This is a genomic window from Marinicellulosiphila megalodicopiae, assembly GCF_045862395.1.
Classification (GTDB): domain Bacteria; phylum Pseudomonadota; class Gammaproteobacteria; order Pseudomonadales; family Natronospirillaceae; genus Marinicellulosiphila; species Marinicellulosiphila megalodicopiae.
Map to the genome: position 1 here is coordinate 211232 of NZ_AP023087.1, position 24859 is coordinate 236090.

Sequence of the window (24859 nt, forward strand, 5' to 3'; positions counted from 1 at the left end):
AAGGTGCCATTTAAGAATTAAATTCCGAATTTTTACCAAATGGTTGGTTTGTTACTAGGGCATTTGAACGTTGTATAACCTTAAAATCAGAAGGGTTTGAAGGCATTGGAATGCCGAGGGATATTTATAGTGAAAATTTTAGCAAAGAGCAATCTTTTGAAATATTACCCAACGCAATGAATTTCGCAATTGAAAACATCAATAAAAAATAGTTTATGGTTGAAATTTCATGCAATTTTACTTCTTTGTTCTATTCTGTAATTAACTGAAATTTTTATTAGTACTTTGGAAAAACTATGTTGCAAGTTGTAAAGCAATTATCAAATTGGATTGGCGTAGCGCTTATAATGAGTGTTTGCTTACAAATTCATGCTCAAACGCCACCTGCGCCAGTGAACATGGTGATCCATTCAGGTTTTGTGAATCTGATGAGTGATCCAAAAGCGCTTGTATTTACTGATCTATATGAGGTGCCACCTAGTATCAAGCGTGTGGCTTTATATAACAGCAACGATAAACTATCTAAGGAGATCAGTAAGCAGACTCGAACCATGATCGAAGGACAAATTTTATCAGAATTGTTAAATACAAAACGATTTGAAATTACAGCCTGTGTTGAATGCGATCAAATTAATGTCATATTAAATGAAGAGCAAGTCAAAATTGAAAAAGCCATTGAGAGCAATCAACAATTAAGGAAACTTGCAAAAATCATTGCCGTAGATGCATTTTTTGTATGGAGTGCTCAAGTGGTAAACCAGCAATATCGAATCGATATGCGGTTGATTCGCGCCACAGACAATCAAGTATTATGGACGCACCAGTATGCAAAAAAAACCACAGAAGAAGACGTGATAAAAGATTTTAAATCCACTCAATGGGAAATGTATTTAAGTAGCATTGGTTTTAAAATGGAACGCACCTCCAGTACATTAAGTACTTTAAAATCTGGGCAGATTTCTGTGTTTGGGTTGCGTCGTCGTGAAGCGTCTACTTTTTATCCACATTTAAATTATGGGTTAGGTATTGAGGTGTTTGGCAACATTACCAAGCGCGAATCCATGCCATTTTTTGGTGGGTCCATTAATGGCCGACTTAGTTTAGATTTTCCCGCATTACAAAAGTATATTCCTACCAGTACTTATATTGAAGTAGGGCAGAGTATATACAATCAAAGCCAAGCTTTAATTTTTAAATACGGACTTGAATTTCCGTTTGCTAAAAATGGAATCATTAATTTAGGTGTCTTATATTCTCCTGAAAATACAATCATTTGGGATGCGTTTGAAGACTATTCAACTGAAACCGTATTTGGTGGAGCAACTTATGAAATTATGCTGGGGTATCGACTTTGAATATTCAATATAAAATTTTATCGTGCATTATTTTTCTATTATTTTCATTAACCGGCTGTACATCGATTAAGCAAAAAAAAGACATGAATGCACAATTAAATGATTTGCCGCAAAGCAGCGCATTACCTGCATTTGATATGCCTGCACCAGTTAAAAAAACAAAAGATGATTTTGGTGTGCTGGCCATTAAACAAGATGGTCCAGGTTATGAAATTAATTTAGCTCTAGATACAGGTGATGAAAATGTTAGTTTTCAAATGGATTTACCGGAGCAATCCTCTGCAAGCAAAAAACTTGCGCAACAGGATAATTCACAGTTACCTAAAACCGCAATAACAAAAATAAAAAATGACGAACTTGATGGTTTTATCGATCCGATGACTTCAACTGATTCTGTTGAAAAAACAAAAGTGATGCCTAACAATATTACCTCAACACAGCAAGCAAAAATAGACAGTGCTTTTACTGGAAACACACCTGAAAACAATGTCAGTAATCCAAACAACAGTAACCTAAACAACAGTAGCCAAAACAATAGTAACCCAAAAAACAATGGGCCAAGTGCCAATGATTATTTAGTGTCTGCACAAACGCAATTTTATGAAGACAATTATATGGGCGCGTTAACGGATATTGAACAGGCTATTTTACAAGACGATACTCAAGCATTGTCCTATGCAATTAAGGGTTCTATTTTATACAAGCTTGGCAACAAAAACGCAGCAAAAATCGCATGGCAAAAAGCGTTAAAGTTGAATCCAAAATTATCATCAGTTGAATTAAGTCTGCAATATTTAGTAGGGCAATAAGATGAAACGGATACCGTTATTAGTAATTGGCGCACTGGGTTTATTTTGTGTAAACCTCAAAGCAAATGAAATACAGCAATTAGATATTGTTGATCAACTTGAGCACCGTGTTGCAAGAGATGTGGCTGCCTATTTAGGGCACAATCGTTTTATCGTAAATATTGATGTCGCATTGTCAGCGATTACCTTGCAAAACAATCAAGTAAATTCTTCTCAAAATAATCAAGCAGAAATGGATGCCTATGAAAACTTCAGTGAAACCATTTCATCACTTGAAGAAGTTATTCGTGTTTTGGAAAGTCAACAGCCTAAAATCAGTGAAATATCATTACCGGGATTACCCTTTGCTGCCCCAGAAAAAATTGACATTCCGGAATCGGAAGCACTGACCCTTTTAAATAAAACTATAACGGATTATCAAAACAAAAAACCCATAGCAACCTCAACACCCAATAATGTTGCACCCACACTTACAGTATCAGAACAAACAAAAATTGATAATATTTTAGTAACCCTAGTAATTGATGAAACCATCGATGCAGAGCAATTAAATTTTGTTAAATTTTTGATTGAAGACAAGTTAAATATCAATCCATTTCGTGGTGATAAAATCAGTGTCTTTCCAACTAAATTTAATTTAGAAACTTTTGAGCCAACGTTAAATTTAGATGAGCCCCTTGATTTAGACTCACCGATTAATTCTCAATTGAACGAAGATAAAAATACAGCAATGGAGCAGCCAGCATTATTTGCATGGAATCAACCATTAACTTGGATATTGCTTGTACTTGTGGTTATGTTTTTAATGATGTTACTACTTTTAATTAGACGCAACCAAGGTGCTACTAATTTGCAGTCAAATGCTCAGGCAGACACTGGATCAGTGACAGCATATAGCGACACCCATAAAAAACCTGACAATGTTTATGCTTATTCAGAAAAAATTAAAAACCTGAAGCAAGATATTATTAGCTCGGGATTGAGTCATCCTGAGCGTACAAGTTTAAGAGTGGATGAATTATTGTTTGAGCCTAATAATCAAGCCATGCTTGCCTGTGCGTATTTTGTGTTAGGTGGATCATTATTCAGAGGGTTATTTCCAAGCGTATCTCAAGCACAGCTTGTGACAATTTCACAATATCTAGACGAACAACAATTAGAGGATGAATCCATCGTACAAGAATTAAGTGCGCTGCATTTAATTTTATCTAAGCACAATGACACTAAAAGCACGACTACCACATTAGCGCCATTTCAATTTTTAAAACGCCTAAATAACAATCAAATTATTTATTTATTGCAAGAAGAAGAGCCAAGAATTAAAGCATTAGTACTTAGTCAGTTACCCGCGAATCGCGCCGCTGACATCATTCATAAACTCACCCCAGACCAGCAGGGGCAAGTTGCCTTTGAAATAGGTCAGTTTAGTGAATTTCCTATTTCTACCTTTAAAGATATTGCCCAACGTTTAGCCAAAAAATCATTAAATGTCCCAAGTTTTGAAAATCTCAATACCGATGGAACAAGTTTGATGATTGATTTATTAGACAACATGAAAAATGAAAATGAACATCAATTTTTACAACAACTTAAAAATCAATCGCCTGAAATGTATTATCGTATTCGACAAATTTATTTTACTTTTGAAGACATTAAACGCACGCCTACTACTACATTAAAAGATGCTTTTGTAGATTTAGATCGCAAACAATTAGCGTTTGCATTAATGGGTGTGGATGAAACGTTACTGCAACATTGTTTAGATTCCATGCCAAACAAATTAAAACAAGCCGTTAAAGATGAAATTGAATTCAGTGATGTAAAACCAAGTACCGATATGATTGAATCTGCTCGCAAACATATTGTTAAACATATTCGTGCATTAATTGAACTTGGTAAAATCAATATGCAAGACTTAGCCACGCTAGAATAATAAAGAGAAAAAACATGCCTTTTATAAGTACAGTTATTGGATTTGTTGGTGCTTCGTTATTATTTATATTTGCTATTACATCAAGTACCGATTCCTACTCAATGTTCTTAAGTCCATCCAGTTTTTTATTAGTACTTGGGGGGACATTGGCAGCAAGTATTATTTCATTTAATTTATTTGATGTATTAAAAGCATTAGGGGCAATATTTAAAACACTTTCAAATGACAAGGACACCAATCAAGTATTAAATAAAGATGTTAAAAAAATAATTGATTGGAGCAAAGTGTATCGAAAAAAAGGGTTGGGTAGTTGGATTGACTCATTATCAAGCAAAGATCAAAAAGATAAATTTTTAAATTATTGTTTTGAAATGGTGCAAACTGGATATGAGCAAGAGGAATTACGTTATTTAATTTCAGCAAGAATAGAGGCTGATTTTACGCGCAAAGCCCAGCCTGCAAAAATATTACAAACCATGGCAAGTTACGCTCCAGGCTTTGGTATGGTTGGCACTATTATCGGCTTAATTATTATGCTTGATACGATGGGTGGCGATATTTCTGCATTAGGTAAAGGCTTGGCCTTAGCGTTAATTACCACGCTATATGGTGTACTTTTAGGACAGCTAGTATTTAAACCCTGTGCTACCCATTTATTTAATAAAGTAGAAGGAGAATATTTTAGGCATCAAATTATTTTGGAAGGTATTATTTGTATTTTACAAAAACGCGATTCTATTGCGATTCAAGATCATATTAACGCTCTGTTGCGCCCTAAAGCCTATTATCAATTAAGCAATGAAAAAGAAGGAAAGTCCGATAAATAAATCAAAACCAACAGCAATGCGCAGACGACCTCGCGCAGCAGACAATGGCGATGATTGGTTATTAACTTATGCCGATGTGATTACACTGCTGCTTGCTTTTTTTGTAATGTTGTTAACCATCACCGATGTAAACGAAGGAAAAATGGAAGCGTTAAAAGAAGCGCTCTCTGAAAATATTACCAAGGGAGAAGTCAATACACCGTTAAAAGATATTGAAACCATGGTAGAAAATGCATTTGCTCTTAAAGGTGCGTCTGAATTTACAGAAGTAGAAATCAATCAGGATGGAATCAGCATAGAGTTAAATAATGTTTTAATGTATCCATCTGGTCAAGCGACTTTATCGGGTAATGCTTTAGATATTATTGAATCTTTAGGTCGTTCAATACAGCCTTATATAAAAGATCATTATGAAATTTGGATTGAAGGACACACAGATGATATCCCTATTCATACTGAAAAGTTTGATTCAAACTGGGAATTAAGCTCAATAAGAGCGATTAATATTGTGCAAGCATTATTAGCCCAAGGTATTGATGCGAATCAATTAGTTGCGGTAGGGTTTGCAGATTCGCGACCTAAGAAAACGGACTTGGTTTTAACGCAGCAGGAACAACGTAATATGAATCGCCGAGTGGTGATTCATATTAAGCGGGTTTATTAATATTTATTGAGTGATTTTATTTAATTCAATGACACCTGCATTAAGTTTTAATTGATATTGCACTGAAATATTATTTTCATCACTTGAAACGCTTACAGTATATTCACCATCTTGTTTGAACTGATGCATCATAGTTAAAGTTGCGTCTGTATGATATCCATCACCAAAATCCCAATGTAAGGTTTTCACTTGCGAACTTGTGCACTGCTGATTTGAAATAATGTTTGCCATTGCTGAAAACTGAATTGTATTTGGATTTAATTCATCGTAAGAACTTTGTAATGAAATCGAATTAAATTGTGCATTGCAATTTTGGGTTAGTTGTTCGTCAGAAATGACTATGCTGGTTAAATTTTCCCAATCACCATACTGAGAATAAGTAATGTTATACGTACCCGGTTGGCTGTAGATATGTGTAAGTGAGCCAGTATTATAATATTGGTCAATACTTTCATCACCAAATGAAATCGTCAAATTGTCCGTTTGACTTGAGCATATTGATTCTCTTACAAATACATTTAAATTCACTTGATTATTAATTTGTGAAATGAATTCTGCTTCAACTGGATTTATTGCCTGGCAATTAGAGACTGTAAATAATTCAGGCAATATCGAAACAACAAATTCATCATTTAATTTGATGTCATAGTATTTTGAAGCATTGGCAAATTGATGAGTTAAATAATCTGTATTAAATTCGAATGCAGCACTGCCATTATCTAAATCCAAAATTGGTCGAGTGCTGTATGCATAATTACAAATTTCAGAATTTTTAGCAGTTAAATCAAAAATAAATGTGTTATATGTATTTGTATCCACCCTATAATTTAATTCCCAGTCACATTGTACAAAATCATCTGATAATGGTTCATTTAATTCAAAATTAGTTTGTCTAATTAATTCTAATGTAGATTCATTATCACTAATGATAATTTTATATTTTGATTCTAAATCCCCTGTTGCTGTATTTGCAGTAACAATATAATTGCCATTACGCAAATAGGTATGTGAAATACTTCCACCAGTTTTTGCTAGATATCCATCACCCATGTCCCAATATACTGTGTTTAGCGAACTCAAGGTGCAGCCATCTTCATTTAACTTCATTATTTCAGCATTTAAATTAACGCTGTTGTTACCTTTTATAGATTGCATTAATGTGACGTTAATGAATTCAGAAAAATCCGCACATGAAAATTCAAGATCACTTTGATCAATCGTCACGGTATAAATATCATCTGAATTACTGTTATCGCCAGTTGAATTGTAATTATTTAATGACTGTCCATCAAATTTAATTTGATAAACGCCAGCTTCTGAAAATACATGTTCGATTAATCCTTGTGAATAATAAGAAGGTGCACCATCTCCAAAATCTATTTCAACTAGACTACCATTATTGCTTTTACAGCCAATGTAGATGTCATCGTTATAATTTAGTGTTAATTTATTTTTATTTAATGAAATCACTTCAATTAAACTAGAAGTATATAGGCATCCAGTATCTGTCGATATGGATGTATTTCCTAGAGTTGTATACACAATTTCATTATTCAATTTTATGTCGTAATTTAAATCTGGATTTTCATAGATATATTTGACGTAATCCGTTTCTACAGAAAAAGGTTCACTTGAATCACCCATGTCAATGATAGGGCGAATAATATTTTGCATATCACAAGTGTCTGGATTTGTAACATCAACTGCTAAAATCATAATATTATAGGAGTCATTTGCTAAAGAAACATCAAAATGACATGCATCAAAATTACCTGAATCAATTTGATGTTGCCCAATTAGTTTTGATTTAAATTCATCCTGTTCAAAAGTAATTTCATATATTTTCTCGATATTATTTTCGGGGGTTCTAAGCGTAACAATATACGTTTTATTTTGTTTAAATTCATGAATGATCGAACCATCAAAATTTGAATCTACATATGTTTTAGTGTTTCTTCCATCTCCAAAATTCCATTCAAAATATTTTACATCTGATTGTGTGCATTTGTCTGCTGAAAGCATTGTTCCTTTTGGAATAAAATTAATTTGTTTATTATTATTTTCATCAACTACAAATGTCAATTGAGTAATTGGTATTTCCCCATCACACTGATTAATTAAATCGTCTGCAGAAATATTAACTAACAACTCTTCATTATCTTGATATTGCTCGTATCCAGGTGGAACGAAATTATTAAAATTAGCCAACGATAAGCTATTAAATGTAATGTCGTTATATTCGCCGATATCGGAAAAAATATGTTTTATTTTTCCTTGGTTGTAAACTTCGGGCTGGCTACCATCATTAAAATCGATTAAGACTTGGGCTGAATTATGCTCGCAACTATAATATCCTTCATAGCCATAATTTAAAATTAATACATTATCTATAATAGACTCAATGCTGATTTTCTCTGGAGAACTAATTGAGCAAGAAGTAATTGAACCTGCATCTCCATATATAGTCAGCGCTAATTCGTTATTTAATTTAATGTCGTATTCCATAAAGGATTTTTCATATTCATAAGTAACATAATCGCCTTCCACAACAAATGGGGCGCTTCCATCGCCCATGTCTATAGTTGGTTTTTGCAGATTAGTTTGATCGCATGTAGCTTCATTTAATAATGACACTGACAAAATAACAGAATTGTAATCGTAAATTTTCTTTACGGTCCAAATGCACTGATCTGGATCTATCACGACTAATTCAGTTTCGATGGAATCACTTGATTCAGTTTCTGTATTTGTTTCAATACCAGATTCCGTATTAGTATCCAATTCTGAGTCGGTGGAATTATTCGCTTCAACCAAGTTATCTAAACAAGACGAAAGTAATAGCGTAACAAAAAATAGGTTTAAAGTTTTCATGTATCCCTCTTAAATAATTTTATATCACCCTATAATACTCTATTTTGGATTTCATCCTAAAGCATTGTTTTAATTTTGTAGATGCATTGTTCACAAAATATTGATTATTATCCTCAATAGCCGCGATTCTAAGAAATTTACCTATTTTTAAATCTAAGTTATAGTGTTGCTAACTTATTAATCAATCAACCAATTTAATTGTTAAAAGGTAATCACTTATGCCAAAAATGATATTTATAAATTTACCAGTCGTTAATTTAGAGGTCTCAATTGCGTTTTATGAATCCATTGGGTTTACAAATAATAAAAATTTCACCGATGACACCGCAGCATGTATGGTTTGGAGTGAATCCATAAATGTAATGTTATTAACCCATGAAAAATGGAAGACATTTACAGCGCGTCCAATCCCCCCAACGACCTCAAGCGAAGTACTACTTGCATTGTCGTTTGAGAGTCGTGACGACGTTGATCGTATTAATGAAATTGCAGCACAAAATGGAGGTGTTGCGGATATTAATCCTGTTCAGGATTTGGGATTTATGTATAACCGAAATATTACAGATTTAGACGGGCATGTTTGGGAAATCATGTGGATGGATCCTGCTGCTTTTCCTGCAGAAAGTTAATGCTACCTCTTTGTTATGAAGATTATTGAAAATCCAAAAGTATTGTCAAGACACACTGATTAGCTAATCCCAAAAGAAGTATTGTCAAGACACACTGATTAGCTAATCCCAAAAAGTATTGTCAAGAAGTATTGTCAAGACACACTGATTAGCTAATCCCAAAAAGTACTAGCAAGACACACTAAATAAGCAACAAAACGACACAAAACAAAAAAAGCAATTCAATCATCTTAATCTATTCTTTAAATATGATTAAAGAAATCGATAAATGAATCTTTAAGAGGATGAATAATGCCAATAGCCAGAAGTAAACTCGTATCTGTAGAGGCGACGCCATTTTACCATTTGATAAGCCGTTGCTGTAGGCAGTGCTACATTTTGGGTAAGGATGCAGTGACTAAAAAGGATTATTCACACAGACAAGAATGGATTGAAAATCGATTAGAAGAATTGCCCTCGATATTTAATATAAAAGTAGCATCCTATGCGATCATGTCAAATCATTTTCACCTAGTGGTGTTTGTAGATAAAGACGAGTCGAGTAAATTATCGGATTTACAAGTCATTGAGCGCTGGCATAAAATTTATAATGGCACAGTATTAACTCAAAAATATGCCAAAGGTGAGCTTTTATCAGAAATTGAGATGGATTTGGTAAAAGAGCGAGCGGATGAGTTTCGCAGTCGACTAATGGACTTAGGTTGGTTCATGAAATGCATTAATGAGCCATTAGCACGAAGCGCCAATCGAGAAGATAATTGCACAGGAAAATTCTGGGAAGGTCGTTTCAAGTCTCAAGCATTGCTTGATGAAAAAGCATTATTAGCCTGTATGGCATATGTGGATCTCAATCCAGTGCGCGCAAAAATGGCAAAAACACCAGAAAAATCAGCACATACCAGCATCAAAAAACGCATCGAACAATCATTAAAAACAAATAAGCCAAATAATCAAACAGAGCAAGTCAAAGGTCTTTTAAACTTTGTAAGTCAATCAAGGCAAGATATGCCTAAAGGGATTCCATGCAAACTGACAAGCTATATTGAATTAGTAGAATGGACAGGAAGGCAGTCCAGAAAAGGAAAAGCAGGTAAAATTGATTCAGATATACCAGAACTTATGCAGCGACTCAATATAGATCCAGTTAAGTGGGCACATATTACCTCAAATTTCGAATCAAGTTTTAAAGGCATTGTGGGTGAATCGTTATCCATAATAGAAACAGTCAAAAACTTTGGGCGAGAGCGTGCATTAAACGTATCAAACTGCTTGTATTATTTTGGAAAACAAAAAAAATAGAAAAAACATATCGAGCTTCAATCACAAATACTAGTTTTTCGGAATTAGAAAATCCATATGTCTGAGAATTGACAAATCTGAATGTATTTTAAAATTTCATGTTCGTTATTGGTAAAAATTTAGAATGTATAAATAATGCTAGAATTGTAGGGATATAGTGATTTATTAATTGCTTTGATTCTTAAGTCAGTATGTCTTTGCAAGTTCTCTTTGATTCTTAATTCAGTCTGTCTTAGCAAGTTCTTATAATAGAAACAGTCAAAAACTTTGGGCGAGAGCGTGCATTAAACGTATCAAACTGCTTGTATTATTTTGGAAAACAAAAAAATTAGAAAAAACATATCGAGCTTCAATCACAAATACTAGTTTTTCGGAATTAGAAAATCCGTATGTCTGAAAATTGACAAATCTGAATGTATTTTAAAATTTCATGTTCGTTATTGGTAAAAATTTAGAATTTATAAATAATGCTAGAATTGTAGGGATATAGTGTTTATTAATTGTTTTGATTCTTAATTCAGTCTGTCTTTGCAAGTTCTCTAGAATTGTAGGGATATAGTGTTTATTAATTGTTTTGATTCTTAATTCAGTCTGTCTTTGCAAGTTCTTTTTAAAATTTCATGTCCGTTATTGGTAAAAATTTAGAATTTATAAATAATGCTAGAATTGTAGGGATATAGTGATTTATTAATTGCTTTGATTCTTAATTCAGTCTGTCTTTGCAAGTTCTTGTTAATTCAGTATGTCTTAGCAAGTTCTTAGTGATTTATTAATTGCTTTGATTCTTAATTCAGTCTGTCTTTGCAAGTTCTTGTTAATTCAGTATGTCTTAGCAAGTTCCTTAGCAAGTTCTTTAGCAAGTTCTTGTCTTTTTATAACGATAACAGGTAAAAAATATTTATTGATATCTACATTTTATTGTTTGTCAGTTAATTAAACGGATATCAGTTTTTGAGATTTATGATTGTGTTTAACATTTGTGTGTCTAATAAATGTATTTGCATTAAAGCCTGTATCACTGGTGAATTCAAAATCACCATTTATATTAAATTCAATATTAAAAAATAAAATCTGGCTAAATGCCGTGCAACGTAACGTGAAATTGATGTAGTCATCACCAAATGAATTGACTTTGTGTAGTCGTAAAGGCAACGCGAGATTAAATTTCACTTTTAACCAGTTAATCAGTTTAAAGGTAGCTCGATTGATTAGGCTTTGTTGAGCTTCGCAATACAGTGCTATCATTGATTGGTGAGGCAAAGCCAATTCAATTGAATTCAATATATTTAAAGTATCAAGTTCTTCGGAAATATTTATGAGTGGGCTGTTATTATTTGAATAAATGATGATATTCACTATGCATTGAAAGTAAATGTATCTCTATTGTAATAAAATGCGCATAGTATGTAAATATTTTATATTTTTTATATGGGTGTCGTAAATTAATGTATGTATAACGATGTGATCAAGCGTTCAACCCAAAATGCACTAAATTGCTGATTTGATAGTTTACTGAGTTCAACCAATGCACGTTTTACAGGTCTCTGATAATCGGACTTATAATAATGTCCATGTGTAATCGCTTCATAAGCATGAATAATAGACAGACACATAGCGCCAGGGTGAATATCGTTTTCAGTCAGACCTTTAGGGTAACCTAGACCGTTGACCCATTCGTGATGCTCATGCAAAATTCTTGAGGCTTGCTGCCAATGCTCGCTTTGGGATAATAAAAAACTACAGGCATAAACATGTGCTTTGATTTGTTTTTTTTCATTTTGGGTCATGGGCTGTTCGCGAGATAGCAATTTGATAGGCAAAAACGACATCGCAATATCATGTGTATAAATAGCCGCTGCTATTTGTTCAAAATCAAAATCGTATTGGCTGCCGTCTAGCATTCTATGCGCAAGATTGAGTAATCGATTGGTTCGTCCTTTCCATTGAGGCATTCTATTTTCGACGCTAGGAATTAAATTGGCAAAATAAGTTAAATCAGGATATTGCTCAGGAAACTGATTGTGAAGCATCGATTCTTCTATTTCTATTAATGAAGGTTGGTTGTGATTCAACAGAGCAAGGGCTTTGAGAATTTGTAACTCAGGGTCGCTATGGGTTGATATTTTATTGATTTGTATTCCAACATCTTCATAAAGTTTTGCGTCATAAAACACAGTCTCCGACTCAAGTGAGTCATTTAAAAATGTTTTAACATGATCAAGTAATAATAACGAAAGATCGCCAATTTTAGGATTAAATTCAAGCTCACCTTGTCGAACCAAACTTAAAACGTCTTCTAATTCTTGTAATACAGGAATTAACGGCGGTAATTGTGCAATACTTAAATTGCCTTTAACTGTGTGGATATTTCTAAATAGTGCGCTGAGCTTTTCAGTCTCTTTAGGTTGATGCTCCAATTCAATAATTAAATTTTCAGCATCTGCTAAATTTTCATGAAATTCTTCATGCAGGTTTTGCAGTAACTCTTGATTTAACTGTTCAGTTCTAAATTCTAACATTGTATGCATTCCACCACCGAGTCAACTTTAGTGTAGTTGTAACCCATTGCTTGGTCGTAAATTTTTGTAAAATATCAAGTTGTTAAAAAGTTATGTTTTCATGCCATGAATTGAGAAATTCGATTTGGCCTTAGATGAATTTTAAATAATTTGAACTTAGTATGATTTTTGACATATTTATATATATTTTACGTTTATTTTTTGACGAAATTCATTTAGTTGTCTACTTTTTATTATGATTAAACATCACTTATTTTCAAAAATAGGATCAGCGCATCCATCACTCTGTGGCATTTAAATCATTGTATTTACGCAAATTTTTTTATAGGGATCAAAATGAATTTTAAAAACACACTCTTAAGTATTTCCGTTTTAGCCGCCTCGACAATGAGTGCAAATATAGCCAATGCAGCCGAAGTTGAAGTATTGCATTGGTGGACATCAGGTGGGGAGGCTAAGTCTATCTCGGTATTAAAAGATATGGTGCAGGTCGAAGGCCATGTTTGGAAAGATTTTGCAGTAGCAGGGGGCGGGGGAGAAAATGCAAAAACTGTTTTACGCTCACGTGTGGTGTCTGGTAATCCACCTACGTCTGCGCAAATAAAAGGTCTAGAAATTCAAGAGTGGGGCGAGCTTGGATTTTTAGCGGATTTATCTTCTGTTGCTAAAGCAAATAAATGGGATGCAATTTTACCGTCTGTGGTATCAGATGTTATGAAGTACGAGGGTAAGTACGTTGCAGCCCCCGTTAATGTGCATCGTGTCAATTGGATGTGGGCAAATCCTGAAGTCTTTAAAAAAGCAGGCGTAGAAATTCCAACCACTCTACCAGAGCTATGGATGGCCGCTGATAAGATTAAAGCAGCAGGGTTTACCGCCATTGCGCATGGTGGCCAACCATGGCAAGACTTAACCACATTTGAGTCAATTGTATTGGCAGTTGGCGGCGCTGAATTTTTTGATCAAGCATTTGTTAAACATGATCCAAAAGCATTATCTAGTGCAACTATGGTCAAAGCGTTTGATGAGTTTAGAAAGGTGAATCAATATTTGGATAATGGGTTTTCAGGTCGTGATTGGAACGTTGCAACGTCGATGGTCATTAAAGGTGAAGCAGCCATGCAATTTATGGGTGACTGGGCAAAAGGGGAATTTACCGCGGCAGGAAAAATGCCTGGTAAAGATTATGAGTGTCTAGCTTTTCCTGGAACAGAAGGCGAATTCACCTTTAATATCGATTCATTAGCCATGTTTAAGCAGAAAGACTCGAAAAAAGAAGCGGCACAAAATGTAATGGCGCAGCTTGTATTATCAGAGAAATTCCAAGATGTGTTTAATATGAACAAAGGCTCTATTCCTGCAAGAACCGATCAAGACATGTCAGGATTTGATAGTTGTGCTAAAGCATCAATGAATACATTTAAACAAACAGCCTCAATGAAAAAAGGTTTGGTGCCTTCTATGGCGCACGGCATGTCGACCACTGCGGCGATTCAAGGGGCAATCTCTGATGTTGTTACTGAATTTTTTAATAGCGATATGAGCTCCAAAGAAGCCGTTGAAAAATTAGCACGATCAGTGAAAGCTGAAATGTAAAAAAATAATTAATGAAAAAGGCCAGTTAATCTGGCCTTTTATTTGTCCGTATATTTTTTTAACGGTAGTCGATAAAAAATGGAATCAATATGACTTCAAATCAAAGTGTCCGCATTCCCAAAAAAAGACGTGGCTTGGGCGATGTTTTAGAAACATGGTTACCGAAAATAGTCATGTCACCGTCGCTAGTCTTAACTGTAGTTTTTATTTATGGTTTTATTATTTGGACGTCGGTTTTATCTTTTACAAAATCAAGAATGTTACCTCAATATGAGTTTGTTGGTTTTGATCAATATGTAAAATTATTTCAAAATGATCGCTGGATGGATGCCTTACAAAATTTGGCAGTATTTGGCATATTATTTATTGCAATTTGTTTAGTTTTAGGATTGTTTCTTGCAATTCTATTGGATCAAAAAATCCGTGGTGAAGGGTTTATTCGAACAATTTATTTATACCCAATGGCGTTATCTTTTATTGTGACAGGCACTGTATGGAAATGGATACTAAATCCTTCTGTTGGGCTTGAGAATTTCTTTCAATCGATAGGATTTGAAAATTTTGAATTTGATTGGTTAGTTAATCCTGATAAAGCCATTTACACTGTTGTGATTGCAGGAGTGTGGCAGTCATCAGGTTTTGTGATGGCATTATTTTTAGCTGGGCTTCGAAGTGTAGATGAATCCATTATTAAAGCCGCTCAAATAGATGGCGCAAGTTTAAGCACTATTTATATCCGTATTATTATTCCTTCGTTGGGTCCTGTGTTTTTCTCTGCTGTGATTATGCTTGCGCATATTGCAATTAAATCCTTTGATTTAGTTATGGCATTGACTGGAGGAGGGCCTGGAAATTCAACAGATGTTCCTGCTATTTTTATGTATCAATTTTCTTTTACTCGTTCGCGTATTGGAATGGGAGCGGCCAGTGCTGTTGTAATGTTAATGGGTATTATCAGTATTTTAGTCCCATTTTTATATTCTCAATTAAGGAGTAAAAAAGATGAATACTAAATATAAAAAAATCACAAAACGATCATTACTGTATGCATTAATTATTGTAATAGCCGCTTATTATTTATTGCCATTGATCTTAATGGTGGTGACATCATTTCGATCGATGGAAGAAATAAGAATAGGACAGTTAATTCAATGGCCGAAATCGTTTAATTTTGATGCGTGGTCTCAAGCGTGGAATGAAGCGCAAATTGGAGCAAGAGAAGACAAAGGGCTAAAACCATATTTTATTAACTCACTTTTAATTGTGATTCCAGCGGTGGTGATCACAACCGTACTTGGTGCAATTAACGGATATGTATTAAGTTTTTGGAAATTTAAAGGCAGTGAAATAGTGTTTGCTTTGATTTTATTTGGTTGTTTTATTCCCTTCCAAGCTATTTTATTACCTATGTCTCAATCGTTAGGTCGCATGGGAATTTCAGGATCCATCTATGGTTTGATTTTTGTGCATGTCATTTATGGACTGCCGTTTACAACATTATTTTTTAGAAATTATTATATTTCAATTCCTGTTGAATTAATCAAGGCAGCAAAATTAGATGGAGCAGGGTTTTTAAGGATTTTCTTTAGAATTATTTTTCCATTAAGTACGCCAATCATTGTGGTCAGTGTGATTTGGCAATTTACCCAAATCTGGAATGATTTCTTATTTGGCGTTACTTTTAGTGATCCAGATTCTCAACCTGTAACTGTCGGTTTAAATAATCTAGTAAACAGTTCAACAGGTGAAAAACGTTACAATGTAGATATGGCAGGTGCCATTATTGCTGCATTGCCTACCATCATTGTTTATGTGCTTGCAGGTAAATATTTTGTACGCGGTTTAAGTGCCGGTTCAGTAAAGGGATAAAAAAATGGCTTCATTAACAATTAAAAATGTGACAAAAACCTACAGTGCTAACCCAATTTTAAAAGGCATTGATTTAGAAATTAATGACAGTGAATTTATTATTTTAGTCGGGCCATCTGGTTGTGGAAAATCAACATTATTAAATAGTATTGCAGGGTTAGAAGATATTACATCAGGTGAAATATTAATTGATGATGAATTAATGAATGAAGTCGCGCCTAAAGATCGTGATATAGCAATGGTATTTCAAAGTTATGCGTTATACCCAACTATGAGTGTGCGTAAAAATATTGCATTTGGCTTGGAGATTCGTAAATTCACAAAACAGCAAATCAAACAAGAAGTAGAACGCGTTGCGGATTTATTACAAATTACCAATTTATTAGATCGAAAACCGGCTCAGTTATCAGGTGGTCAACGTCAGCGAGTTGCAATGGGTCGTGCATTAGCGCGAAAACCTAAAATCTATTTATTTGATGAACCCCTTTCAAATTTGGATGCGAAACTTCGAGTTGAAATGCGTTCTGAAATTAAAAAATTACATCAAAGATTAAAGACAACCATTGTGTATGTCACGCACGATCAAATCGAAGCAATGACTTTGGCGGATAAAATTGCCATCATGAACGAAGGTCAAGTTCAGCAATACGCAACCCCTCAAGAAGTTTATGATAACCCTGTGAATATGTTTGTAGCAGGATTTATGGGATCAGTGTCTATGAATTTTATTACCTGTAAAATCATTGATCATTCAGGTGAGTTATTTGCATTGTGGGAGGTGAATAATAAAAAATACGAAATTAATATTCCTTCAGAAAATGACAACTTAAAAAAATACATAGACTCTGAAGTGATTGTTGGATTAAGAGCAGAGCAAATTACTCAGGTGATTCCTCATCAAATTGACGAAAAATTTTGTACTGAATTTAGTGCGATTGTGGATGTGGTGGAACCTACAGGGGCGGACACATTAATTACATTACAAATTAATAACCAAGATGTAAATTGTCGCGTGCATCCTGAGGCGAGTCGGCCAGTAGGGGAAGTAATTAAATTAATGGTGAATACACAAAAAGTTGTATTTTTTGATGTGAAAACTGAATATAGAATTTAAAAATTGTGTTGGATTCATAAATATGAATCCAACTTTTTGTTTTATAAATAATTGAGTTAAAAAATTAAAGCGCTAATAAATCAGTTTCAAAGGTTAAACTAAAATCTTGTGGATTATAAGAATAAATTGAAAGTAGTTCGTCGCCAGTAATAATGTAATGATGATCTAACTCAACGATGTCGTTACATTTAACCGTTTCATATTCATTCATTTCTATTGGATATACCGGATCCGAAATGGAAAATATTTTTAGTGAATCTCTATCACAAATTAATATAGCACTTCCATCATTTGAAAAACTTAACCCCTTCGGACCATCCATTTGAATTGAGCCAACATATTGTGGTAATTTTATTTGGCTTATGTCAATGATTTGTAATTCATTTGAGCCAATAAAACAACCTACAGCAGATGAACGTAAAGTTACATATGCGTATCCGTTTTTAGCAATAACAGGATCGCAAGATCGTTGATGGCTTAAAATTAATTGCTCACCATTATCGGGTTTTCCATTTTCTTTAATTTTAAAAATATGCATGCCATTTTGAGCCGTCTTATTTATAACTCAGTGTCTAATAAGTCTTTTTCTAATTTTAATGAGTTTGTTTGAGAATCAAAAGTATAAATTTCTAAAAGGTCAGTACCCGTTGCGATGTAATGATCACCAAATTGTAATATGTCATCACATTGAACCGATAAATATTCTCTTATGTATTCAGGCTCAATCGGATTAATAAGTGAAAATACTTTTAATGAATATTTATCACATATTAATAAAGCGTTACCGTCTTGTGAAAAACTCAAACCTTTAGGGCCATCCATTGGAATAATTTTTTCTCGAGAGGGAAGTTCAATTTGACTAATATCTAATACTTGTAATTCGTTTGACCCTTGTGAACAACCATTTGATGATCCTCTTAACGTGACATAAGCGTATCCGTTTTGAGCAATCACTGGATCACAAGATCTTGCGTGAGTTAATACTAATTGATCGCCATGATTCGGTGTTCCATCTGAATTAATTTTATAAATATGCATGCCATTTATAGCACCTAATAATAAAACGGTTTCTTCATCAACGGTATTTTTATTCATTGCATAAGGAAAAATAGTTTCTAATTCATCAGACACATCAAGTGTATTTATCAATTTAGGACCTTCAATATCATCTGCGATATTAAACGTTTTTAGTTGATTGTTTTCAACCACATAAAGAAAATCACCAACAATCGTAAATCGTGTTGTTGATCCACCTTTTCCGGTTTGACTTTCTTGTCCGGAACCAGCGCCGTCTTGTGAACCTTCTGTTTGTGATTGATCAGCATTACAAGAAAACAAGAAGATACATAAAGCTAATATAATATAATTTTTCATAATTATTCCTTAAAATAAAATAGTATCTACTGAATCGGTTTCTTTATAGCCAATTATTATGCCGTTGGTTACATTCATATCACTTTCATAAAAATAAGTATTAACGGGTAATAATCGGTTTGCCTCAAACATATCGTATTCAAACACATCTTTTAATCTTGTCGGCGCTTTATTGAAATCTAGTAAATCAACTTTTACTAAATCCATAAAGCTATTCGCAAATAAAACATCATTACGAATGGATAAATTAGTCACGCCTGGAATACTTAAATATCCAATTTGTGTCGTTTGTTTATAGTTTAATTCCCAAATACCGATGCCATTTAACTCGTCAACGGTAAATAAATGATTTGAATAACCATAAAGCTTGCCTGCTTTTTCAATTTGTTTCGGTGTGGTCATATCAACCCCCACCACATCACGTAAAACAGTAAGATTTAAATACACAGGTTCAACACAGGTGTAATCATCTATGTAATCGTATGGGAGAGTATCAAATTCTTTTTCGTATTGATCATCAAAGCAATAAGTATATTCGTCAATGCTACTAAACTGTGGTTCATACGGTGTTGCTTCATATGGTTCATATGAATATATACAAGAGACAAGTACGGGAGTGGTGAATATGCCGGTTATTAGCATCCTTAGGTTGGTTAGCTTCATATTGATATCCTCATCGTAAGCTATGGAATTTGTTGGTGCGAATTAAATCGAAATGAAAGGTAAATAGCAAATTTAATGTCTGAAAAACAGACGCAGTTAGTTTCTTGAAATATTCAATGGAACTTAATTCACATTTTATAAACAAGTGCATTGAAGCTAAGAATTGCGAAATTAAGCCAGATGAGGTGGTTTATGTTCGATTTAAGTCCAAAATAATCGTGCTCACTGATTGTTATGGAAAAGTGGAGTTAGTCAGGTCGTAAAGTAAATCATCATTGAGCGTACTTTTTCTACATTAAATAGTATAATAAATAGGCATTGTGTAATGCATCAATCAATATAATGAGAAACATATGAGCAAGAAACGTAATAAAATCCATGAACATGAATCCGATTTAGGTAGAGGTAAAATCAAGCATAACTTTTTAGCGGCACTAGTCACCTCTAAGTTATATAAAATGCAGGTCGTGAAAGCTAAAAAAGGCAAAGGTGCGTATCAGCGCAAAGCTAAAAAAATAGGACGAGAGTCTTATTTAATATTGGTTTGATTCTCAGACACTATTAAATAATGCTTTTATAAAATACAAAGGCCACGATCTCGTGGCCTTTTTTATTACAAGTACAAATTGATCTATTAATAATTAAAACCAAGTTGATTACCTTGACGATTAAATCTAGCAATATATTGATCATGGAGCGTAACTGTGCGTGTAGATCGACTCCAACCAGCGCTACCTTCGCCACCTGCAAAGTGTAAAGTGACTGTTTGTGGCCAATCAAAAGATTGGTAAATAGTATAGAATAATTGTTCTAAGTGGCTTGTTTGTAATGTTTTAGAAAACAATGAATATTTAGAAATAACATTTACTTTGTTTTCTTGATTATTTTTAGTTGCCCAAAGAGGCTCTAAAATTCTCGCCCATGAACTATGCACTTCACTGCCATAATCCGTTGCTTTATTTATGTTTGATTGACTCATATCAACTAAAGGCGCTAAGGAGGCGTATTTGTGTTGATCAAAGGCGATAGCAAGGGCCGTAATTTGATAAGCGCGTCGTGCATCTGAATTATGTTCCCCTTTTACTGTCCAGTTCTCTCTTGGCTTTTCTTGAGCTTCAATCATCAGAGATTGTATACGCGCTTTTAAAACGGACAACGCTTCATCTGGAAGTTGAGTCACTAAATAATGCGTAGCAAACGCATCGGCTAATGTTTCTTCGTTACCTAAAGTGGGTAAGCCAAATTCACGAAGCAGTGCGTGTCCTAATTCATGCAGAACCACGTGAGTGACAACGTGTTGAGAAAATTCAGACATCTGTGAATCACCCAATGCGGAGTTTGAATTATTCCAACAGTTTATATATTTGTATGAATTAATCATTTCAAATAAGGTTTGTTTGTCAATATCAAACTCTATTGCTGCAGATGAGGCAAGCTCGTAACCTGTTTTGAATGTTTCATTTTTATAAGCGGCCTCTAAATAAGTGCGTACGTTCTTTTCATTTACGCCAAGTCCACGAGTTAATGCGTTGGATACAATGTCTGACATTTTACCTGTTTTGGTAAGATCGACTTCACATGATTTTGTGTTTTTAACCTTCGCTGTGTTTACGGAATTTTTTGAAGCAGAAGGGCAATTTGTGTATTTGTATTTTTCTATTTGTTCAAAAAGCAATCCTTCCTCAACATTGAATTCATTAGCCGCAGCAATGGCAAGTTCAGTACCTGTTTGGTATGTGCCTTGTTCATAAGCATTATCTAAAAATTTACGAACTTTACTTTCTTCTTTATCTAAACCGCGCATTAAAGCATTGGATACGATGTCGGACATTTTGCCAGGGTTATTTAAATTGATTTTGCAAGTAGGTGATTCGTTGTGATGGGATTTGTAAATATCTGAAGTAGGACAATTTATGTATTTATATTTTTCAATTGTCTCAAAAAATAAATTTCCGTCGATATCAAATTCTTTAGCCGCTGCAAGGGCTAATTCATTACCTGTTTTAAATAATGAGTCAACTCGTGCTTTATTTAAAAAATCACGAACGTTAGTTGAGTCTTTTTCTAATCCCAAAGTTAATGCATTTGAAACAATATCAGACATTTGTCCTGTACTATTTAAGTTGGGATTACATGATGAGTTATGCTCTAAATTGTTTTCTGGGATGTTGTCACTTTCTGAATGGTTATTTGAAGTATTCTCGTTATGATAATGTTTGTAAATATCCGATGTTTTACAGTTTATGAATTTAAATTTTTCAACCGTCTCAAAAAGCAGGCCTTCATCAATATTAAATTCTTTTGCAGCGGCTTCGACAAGCTCATTGCCTGTTGTATATAAATTTTCAGAACGTGCATTATTTAAAAACTCATGAACTTTAGTTGAGTCTTTTTCTAAGCCCAAAGTTAATGCGTTGGATAATTTATCTGATACTTGATTGGGAATATTAAAGTCAGGGTTACAAACTAAGTTGTTCTCTGAGTTATCTGCGATCAAGTAAGTAGACGTTGTGATGAATGCTATTACTATCAAGCAGCTAACTGAAATCCAGCGTGGTAATGTGCTTTCTAAATATTTCATAAACTTTAAACCTTTAATTTGTGTATTGGCTAATTGGTTTGGTTCTTTCTATGGATTCAATCACTGATCAGATGTTTGAATCTTTAAACTAATTTATTAGTTGATTATAGGTGTCGTTGGTTTTCTGTCAACTAATAATTTAGTTTTAAAGGAGTTGAGTTGAAATTTTTTAGATGTCTTGATTCATCAAATTTATGAAATCATTAATGACTTCCATATCTTTTTTAATATTTTCATCGTTAATGATGTCATCAATACTTTGTACAATTACATTGTCATTAAGTGCGTTATTGGCAAATACGCAGGTAGATATCAATAATATGAAACAGCTTATAGTAGATAAAAATAAATTCTTATTGTGACTGTCGTTATTTTCTCTTACCACTTCATTGATCCGACTTTTAAAAAATCCTTTTCTGCTCAGCAGGTTCATAAAACCCCCTTGTTGCTTATCAATTAAAAATAACTTTACACTATCTACAAGCATGGTTGCGTAGTCTATTTCTATTGAACTTTCTATATTTTGTTGGTTATTTGTTTTGTTGATTGCTTTAATCGCTCGCTGGTCGCAGGCAATTTCACGAACGTGCTTCAATTGATTATTCATCACATAAAACAACGGACTGAACCAAATAACACAATCAATTAAGCGGATAACAAAGCTGGTTAACTGATCGTTTCTTTTTAGGTGGGCTTGTTCATGGGCAATGATAAATTCTTGGTTTTTTTGCGATAATTTTTTGAAACTAATCGGTAATAGTATTTTGCAGTTTATTAAACCCACTAATGATGGTACATAGACATCGCCTGAGTAGTATATGTTGTCACGAATTTTTTCAGTGGCTTTTAATTTTATTTGATATTCAACTACACACAGACTTATTAAACAGATCAGTTTTAATAGGCTAACCATAATTAATAGGCTGATAATAAAAGGCATAATGAGTAGAGTGAAATTGGTTAGATTAACAAGCCAGTTAGGATTTATATTTTGACTGTTGTTTAAATAAGGGTCATTAAGAATAAGTTGAATGGGGTTGTTAAAGTAGCTTGTTGAATTGACATCGATACTGGTTTTTAAATTGTCATCAGGGGATAAATCTGACATGACTGTTAGGGTGGGGGTTGTTGAATTAGGGGTTGTTGAATTAGGGATTGTTGAATTATGAATATTGTCGAGATTATTATTTAAAATAATTAAAAATGCAGGCGCAACCATTAAAGCTAAAATAGAGCTTAGCCAAACCCAAGAGCGTATTTCAGCATTTACCGTTAACCACTTAAATGCCAAAACTAACAACCCGACTAATAACCCGCTAATAATTAAGTGTTGCCAAATAGTGTTGAAAACAAGCGTTTCAATATTCATAGTAATTACTTGGCATCTTTCTTTTTATTTTTTAATTCTTTTTTAATGTCTTCTAAATCATCAAAATTAATTTCGTTTTCATTTAATAAATGTTGTGCTAACGATTTTGATGATCCACCAAAGAACTGTTGCAACATGGATTTTAAAACTGTTTTTCGTGCATCATCTTTGCTGACAACGGCTGAATAAATAAAAGCGCGACCTTGTTTCTCAGCGATTGCGTATTCTTTTTGCGCAAGAATCTTACACATAGTTTGAATGGTGGTGTAAGCGTGTTGATCAGAATCGTCTCGCTCTTCGTTTAATCTTTCATGTATCGCTTTTGTTGATAATGCACCGTGTTCCCAAAGCACATCCATAATCATGCGTTCACTGGGTGTTAAAAAATCTGATTTTGTTCTTGCCATGTGAAGTCTTAAATTTGAATGTTTTGTTGAGTATAGCGATAGTATTTTTATAATCAACTAATTTTTTAGTTTTACTTTTTATTTTAGTGGGTCTATTTTAATATTTTCCTAACGATGAGGTTAATGCTCGGTTTAAAAATGAACATCAAAAATAAATAGTGATGATCAGTTGATTATTATAGCTTACCAAAATGGAGTGATAAAAAATATTGAATCACATGAATCAAATAAAATAATGAATATGAATCAACGAATGATTTAAGCGGCGAGTGTTCGGATATTTAAAAGTGTAAAAATTTAGTTGTACAAGAAATGAAGTCGAAATTTGGATTAGTTTATTTTATGTACTCACCAATGAATAATAGGAATAAAGCGGGAATATTTGAAACCTGACAAAAGAAAGTGATTTTTAAAGTTGGCGAGTCTAGGAATCGTGATGTATATGCTATAAAACCAAAGATTATAGAGGTGCAAAGGTTATAGAGGTGAAAAGTTTATGAAGCAACTTGAGTTGCACAATAATATTCAACTGTTATTTGATGAATATCTAGTTTTCTTCGATGATGAAATTACCATTAAATTTGAATCGTCTAATAAAATGGAGAATACGATTTTATATTACAACTTATAATTTTTTATTATATTTAGATAAATTTATCTCGTTGAAATTAGATTCACAATAATTAAATAAACTTCCCTATTTAAGTGCAAATATAAGGCTTAATTTCTTAAACATTCTAAATATCGATTTTGTTACCCATGATTTTCAGTTTGTTGATAGCAGACTTAATCCGCTTCGGTGTTCAACATTTAATGGATTAAAATCTGAATCCATTAATATCATGTGTAACTGATAATGCGAATCATTTTATTTAACCCGATCCGAATCGCTAATATTTTTTTGAATGACATAAACTATAAATTTGCACTTAAATTGATTGGATTGAAAAATAGCATTTTGCTTATTGATCCTTAAATAT

22 protein-coding genes are annotated in these 24859 nt (G+C 33.5%); 13 read left to right on the top strand and 9 right to left on the bottom strand.

Annotated features, from left to right (window positions below; genetic code table 11):
* Window positions 1-296 precede the first annotated feature (296 nt).
* Genes TYM08_RS00850 through TYM08_RS00870 form a run of 5 tightly spaced genes read left to right on the top strand, consistent with a single transcriptional unit; the run spans window position 297 to window position 5588 of the window.
* Window positions 297-1355: a hypothetical protein gene (locus TYM08_RS00850; protein WP_422381083.1), complete on the top strand. Its 1059-nt coding sequence runs from the start codon at window positions 297-299 to the stop codon at window positions 1353-1355.
* Window positions 1352-2164, top strand: a complete 813-nt coding sequence (locus TYM08_RS00855) for a tetratricopeptide repeat protein (protein ID WP_422381084.1) — start codon at window positions 1352-1354, stop codon at window positions 2162-2164. Before TYM08_RS00850 ends, TYM08_RS00855 begins: the two co-directional genes overlap by 4 nt.
* Window position 2165: 1 nt before the next feature.
* Window positions 2166-4097: a FliG C-terminal domain-containing protein gene (locus TYM08_RS00860; RefSeq protein WP_422381085.1), complete on the top strand. Its 1932-nt coding sequence runs from the start codon at window positions 2166-2168 to the stop codon at window positions 4095-4097.
* A 14-nt stretch (window positions 4098-4111) separates the two neighbouring features.
* A complete protein-coding gene (locus TYM08_RS00865) occupies window positions 4112-4924 on the top strand; it encodes a motility protein A (protein ID WP_422381086.1) in 813 nt (270 codons plus the stop codon).
* 16 nt (window positions 4925-4940) lie between these two features.
* Window positions 4941-5588: an OmpA/MotB family protein gene (locus tag TYM08_RS00870; protein WP_422381087.1), complete on the top strand. Its 648-nt coding sequence runs from the start codon at window positions 4941-4943 to the stop codon at window positions 5586-5588.
* A 3-nt stretch (window positions 5589-5591) separates the two neighbouring features.
* Here TYM08_RS00870 and TYM08_RS00875 read toward each other — a convergent pair whose 3' ends face one another.
* Complete coding sequence (locus TYM08_RS00875; RefSeq protein ID WP_422381088.1) at window positions 5592-8459, bottom strand: PKD domain-containing protein; 2868 nt, start codon at window positions 8457-8459, stop codon at window positions 5592-5594.
* A gap of 218 nt (window positions 8460-8677) precedes the next feature.
* Here TYM08_RS00875 and TYM08_RS00880 point away from each other — a divergent pair, with 218 nt between their 5' ends.
* Window positions 8678-9088 (top strand): VOC family protein, encoded by a 411-nt coding sequence (locus tag TYM08_RS00880; RefSeq protein WP_422381089.1) that lies wholly within the window; start codon window positions 8678-8680, stop codon window positions 9086-9088.
* A 291-nt stretch (window positions 9089-9379) separates the two neighbouring features.
* Complete coding sequence (locus TYM08_RS00885) at window positions 9380-10387, top strand: transposase (RefSeq protein WP_422381090.1); 1008 nt, start codon at window positions 9380-9382, stop codon at window positions 10385-10387.
* Between the two features lie 933 nt (window positions 10388-11320).
* Here TYM08_RS00885 and TYM08_RS00890 read toward each other — a convergent pair.
* Both TYM08_RS00890 and TYM08_RS00895 read right to left on the bottom strand, forming a co-directional pair.
* A complete protein-coding gene (locus tag TYM08_RS00890; RefSeq protein WP_422381091.1) occupies window positions 11321-11743 on the bottom strand; it encodes a hypothetical protein in 423 nt (140 codons plus the stop codon).
* An 86-nt stretch (window positions 11744-11829) separates the two neighbouring features.
* Complete coding sequence (locus TYM08_RS00895) at window positions 11830-12915, bottom strand: HD-GYP domain-containing protein (RefSeq protein ID WP_422381092.1); 1086 nt, start codon at window positions 12913-12915, stop codon at window positions 11830-11832.
* 327 nt (window positions 12916-13242) lie between these two features.
* On the opposite strand from TYM08_RS00895, the gene TYM08_RS00900 reads away from it, so the two are divergent.
* From TYM08_RS00900 to TYM08_RS00915, 4 genes are all read left to right on the top strand, one after another.
* Window positions 13243-14502 (top strand): ABC transporter substrate-binding protein, encoded by a 1260-nt coding sequence (locus TYM08_RS00900; RefSeq protein WP_422381093.1) that lies wholly within the window; start codon window positions 13243-13245, stop codon window positions 14500-14502.
* 89 nt (window positions 14503-14591) lie between these two features.
* Complete coding sequence (locus tag TYM08_RS00905; RefSeq protein WP_422381094.1) at window positions 14592-15515, top strand: carbohydrate ABC transporter permease; 924 nt, start codon at window positions 14592-14594, stop codon at window positions 15513-15515.
* Window positions 15505-16371, top strand: coding sequence for a carbohydrate ABC transporter permease (locus TYM08_RS00910; protein WP_422381095.1), 867 nt, complete (start codon window positions 15505-15507; stop codon window positions 16369-16371). Before TYM08_RS00905 ends, TYM08_RS00910 begins: the two co-directional genes overlap by 11 nt.
* A 4-nt stretch (window positions 16372-16375) precedes the next feature.
* Window positions 16376-17485: an ABC transporter ATP-binding protein gene (locus TYM08_RS00915; protein ID WP_422381096.1), complete on the top strand. Its 1110-nt coding sequence runs from the start codon at window positions 16376-16378 to the stop codon at window positions 17483-17485.
* A gap of 64 nt (window positions 17486-17549) precedes the next feature.
* On the opposite strand, the gene TYM08_RS00920 is transcribed toward TYM08_RS00915, so the two are convergent.
* The 3 genes from TYM08_RS00920 to TYM08_RS00930 are packed head-to-tail and all read right to left on the bottom strand — an operon-like array spanning window position 17550 to window position 19522.
* The gene (locus TYM08_RS00920) at window positions 17550-18023 is read right to left on the bottom strand and encodes a hypothetical protein (protein WP_422381097.1); all 474 of its coding nucleotides are present in this window, start codon (window positions 18021-18023) and stop codon (window positions 17550-17552) included.
* Window positions 18024-18043: 20 nt separating this feature from the next.
* Window positions 18044-18859 (bottom strand): hypothetical protein, encoded by an 816-nt coding sequence (locus TYM08_RS00925; RefSeq protein WP_422381098.1) that lies wholly within the window; start codon window positions 18857-18859, stop codon window positions 18044-18046.
* Window positions 18860-18868: 9 nt separating this feature from the next.
* Window positions 18869-19522, bottom strand: coding sequence for a hypothetical protein (locus tag TYM08_RS00930; RefSeq protein ID WP_422381099.1), 654 nt, complete (start codon window positions 19520-19522; stop codon window positions 18869-18871).
* 353 nt (window positions 19523-19875) lie between these two features.
* On the opposite strand from TYM08_RS00930, the gene arfA reads away from it, so the two are divergent.
* Entirely contained in the window at window positions 19876-20070 is a 195-nt protein-coding gene (arfA, locus tag TYM08_RS00935) for an alternative ribosome rescue factor ArfA (RefSeq protein WP_422381100.1), read from the top strand.
* 86 nt (window positions 20071-20156) lie between these two features.
* Here the strand turns inward: arfA and TYM08_RS00940 are convergent, their stop codons facing one another.
* From TYM08_RS00940 to TYM08_RS00950, 3 genes are all read right to left on the bottom strand, one after another.
* Window positions 20157-22103 (bottom strand): DUF4344 domain-containing metallopeptidase, encoded by a 1947-nt coding sequence (locus TYM08_RS00940; RefSeq protein ID WP_422381101.1) that lies wholly within the window; start codon window positions 22101-22103, stop codon window positions 20157-20159.
* Window positions 22104-22272: 169 nt separating this feature from the next.
* Window positions 22273-23472: a M56 family metallopeptidase gene (locus TYM08_RS00945; protein WP_422381102.1), complete on the bottom strand. Its 1200-nt coding sequence runs from the start codon at window positions 23470-23472 to the stop codon at window positions 22273-22275.
* A gap of 5 nt (window positions 23473-23477) precedes the next feature.
* Complete coding sequence (locus TYM08_RS00950; protein ID WP_422381103.1) at window positions 23478-23879, bottom strand: BlaI/MecI/CopY family transcriptional regulator; 402 nt, start codon at window positions 23877-23879, stop codon at window positions 23478-23480.
* A 496-nt stretch (window positions 23880-24375) separates the two neighbouring features.
* On the opposite strand from TYM08_RS00950, the gene TYM08_RS00955 reads away from it, so the two are divergent.
* Window positions 24376-24510 carry a hypothetical protein gene (locus TYM08_RS00955; protein ID WP_422381104.1) on the top strand — a complete coding sequence of 45 codons (135 nt, stop codon included), beginning with the start codon at window positions 24376-24378 and terminating at the stop codon, window positions 24508-24510.
* Window positions 24511-24859: the final 349 nt, after the last annotated feature.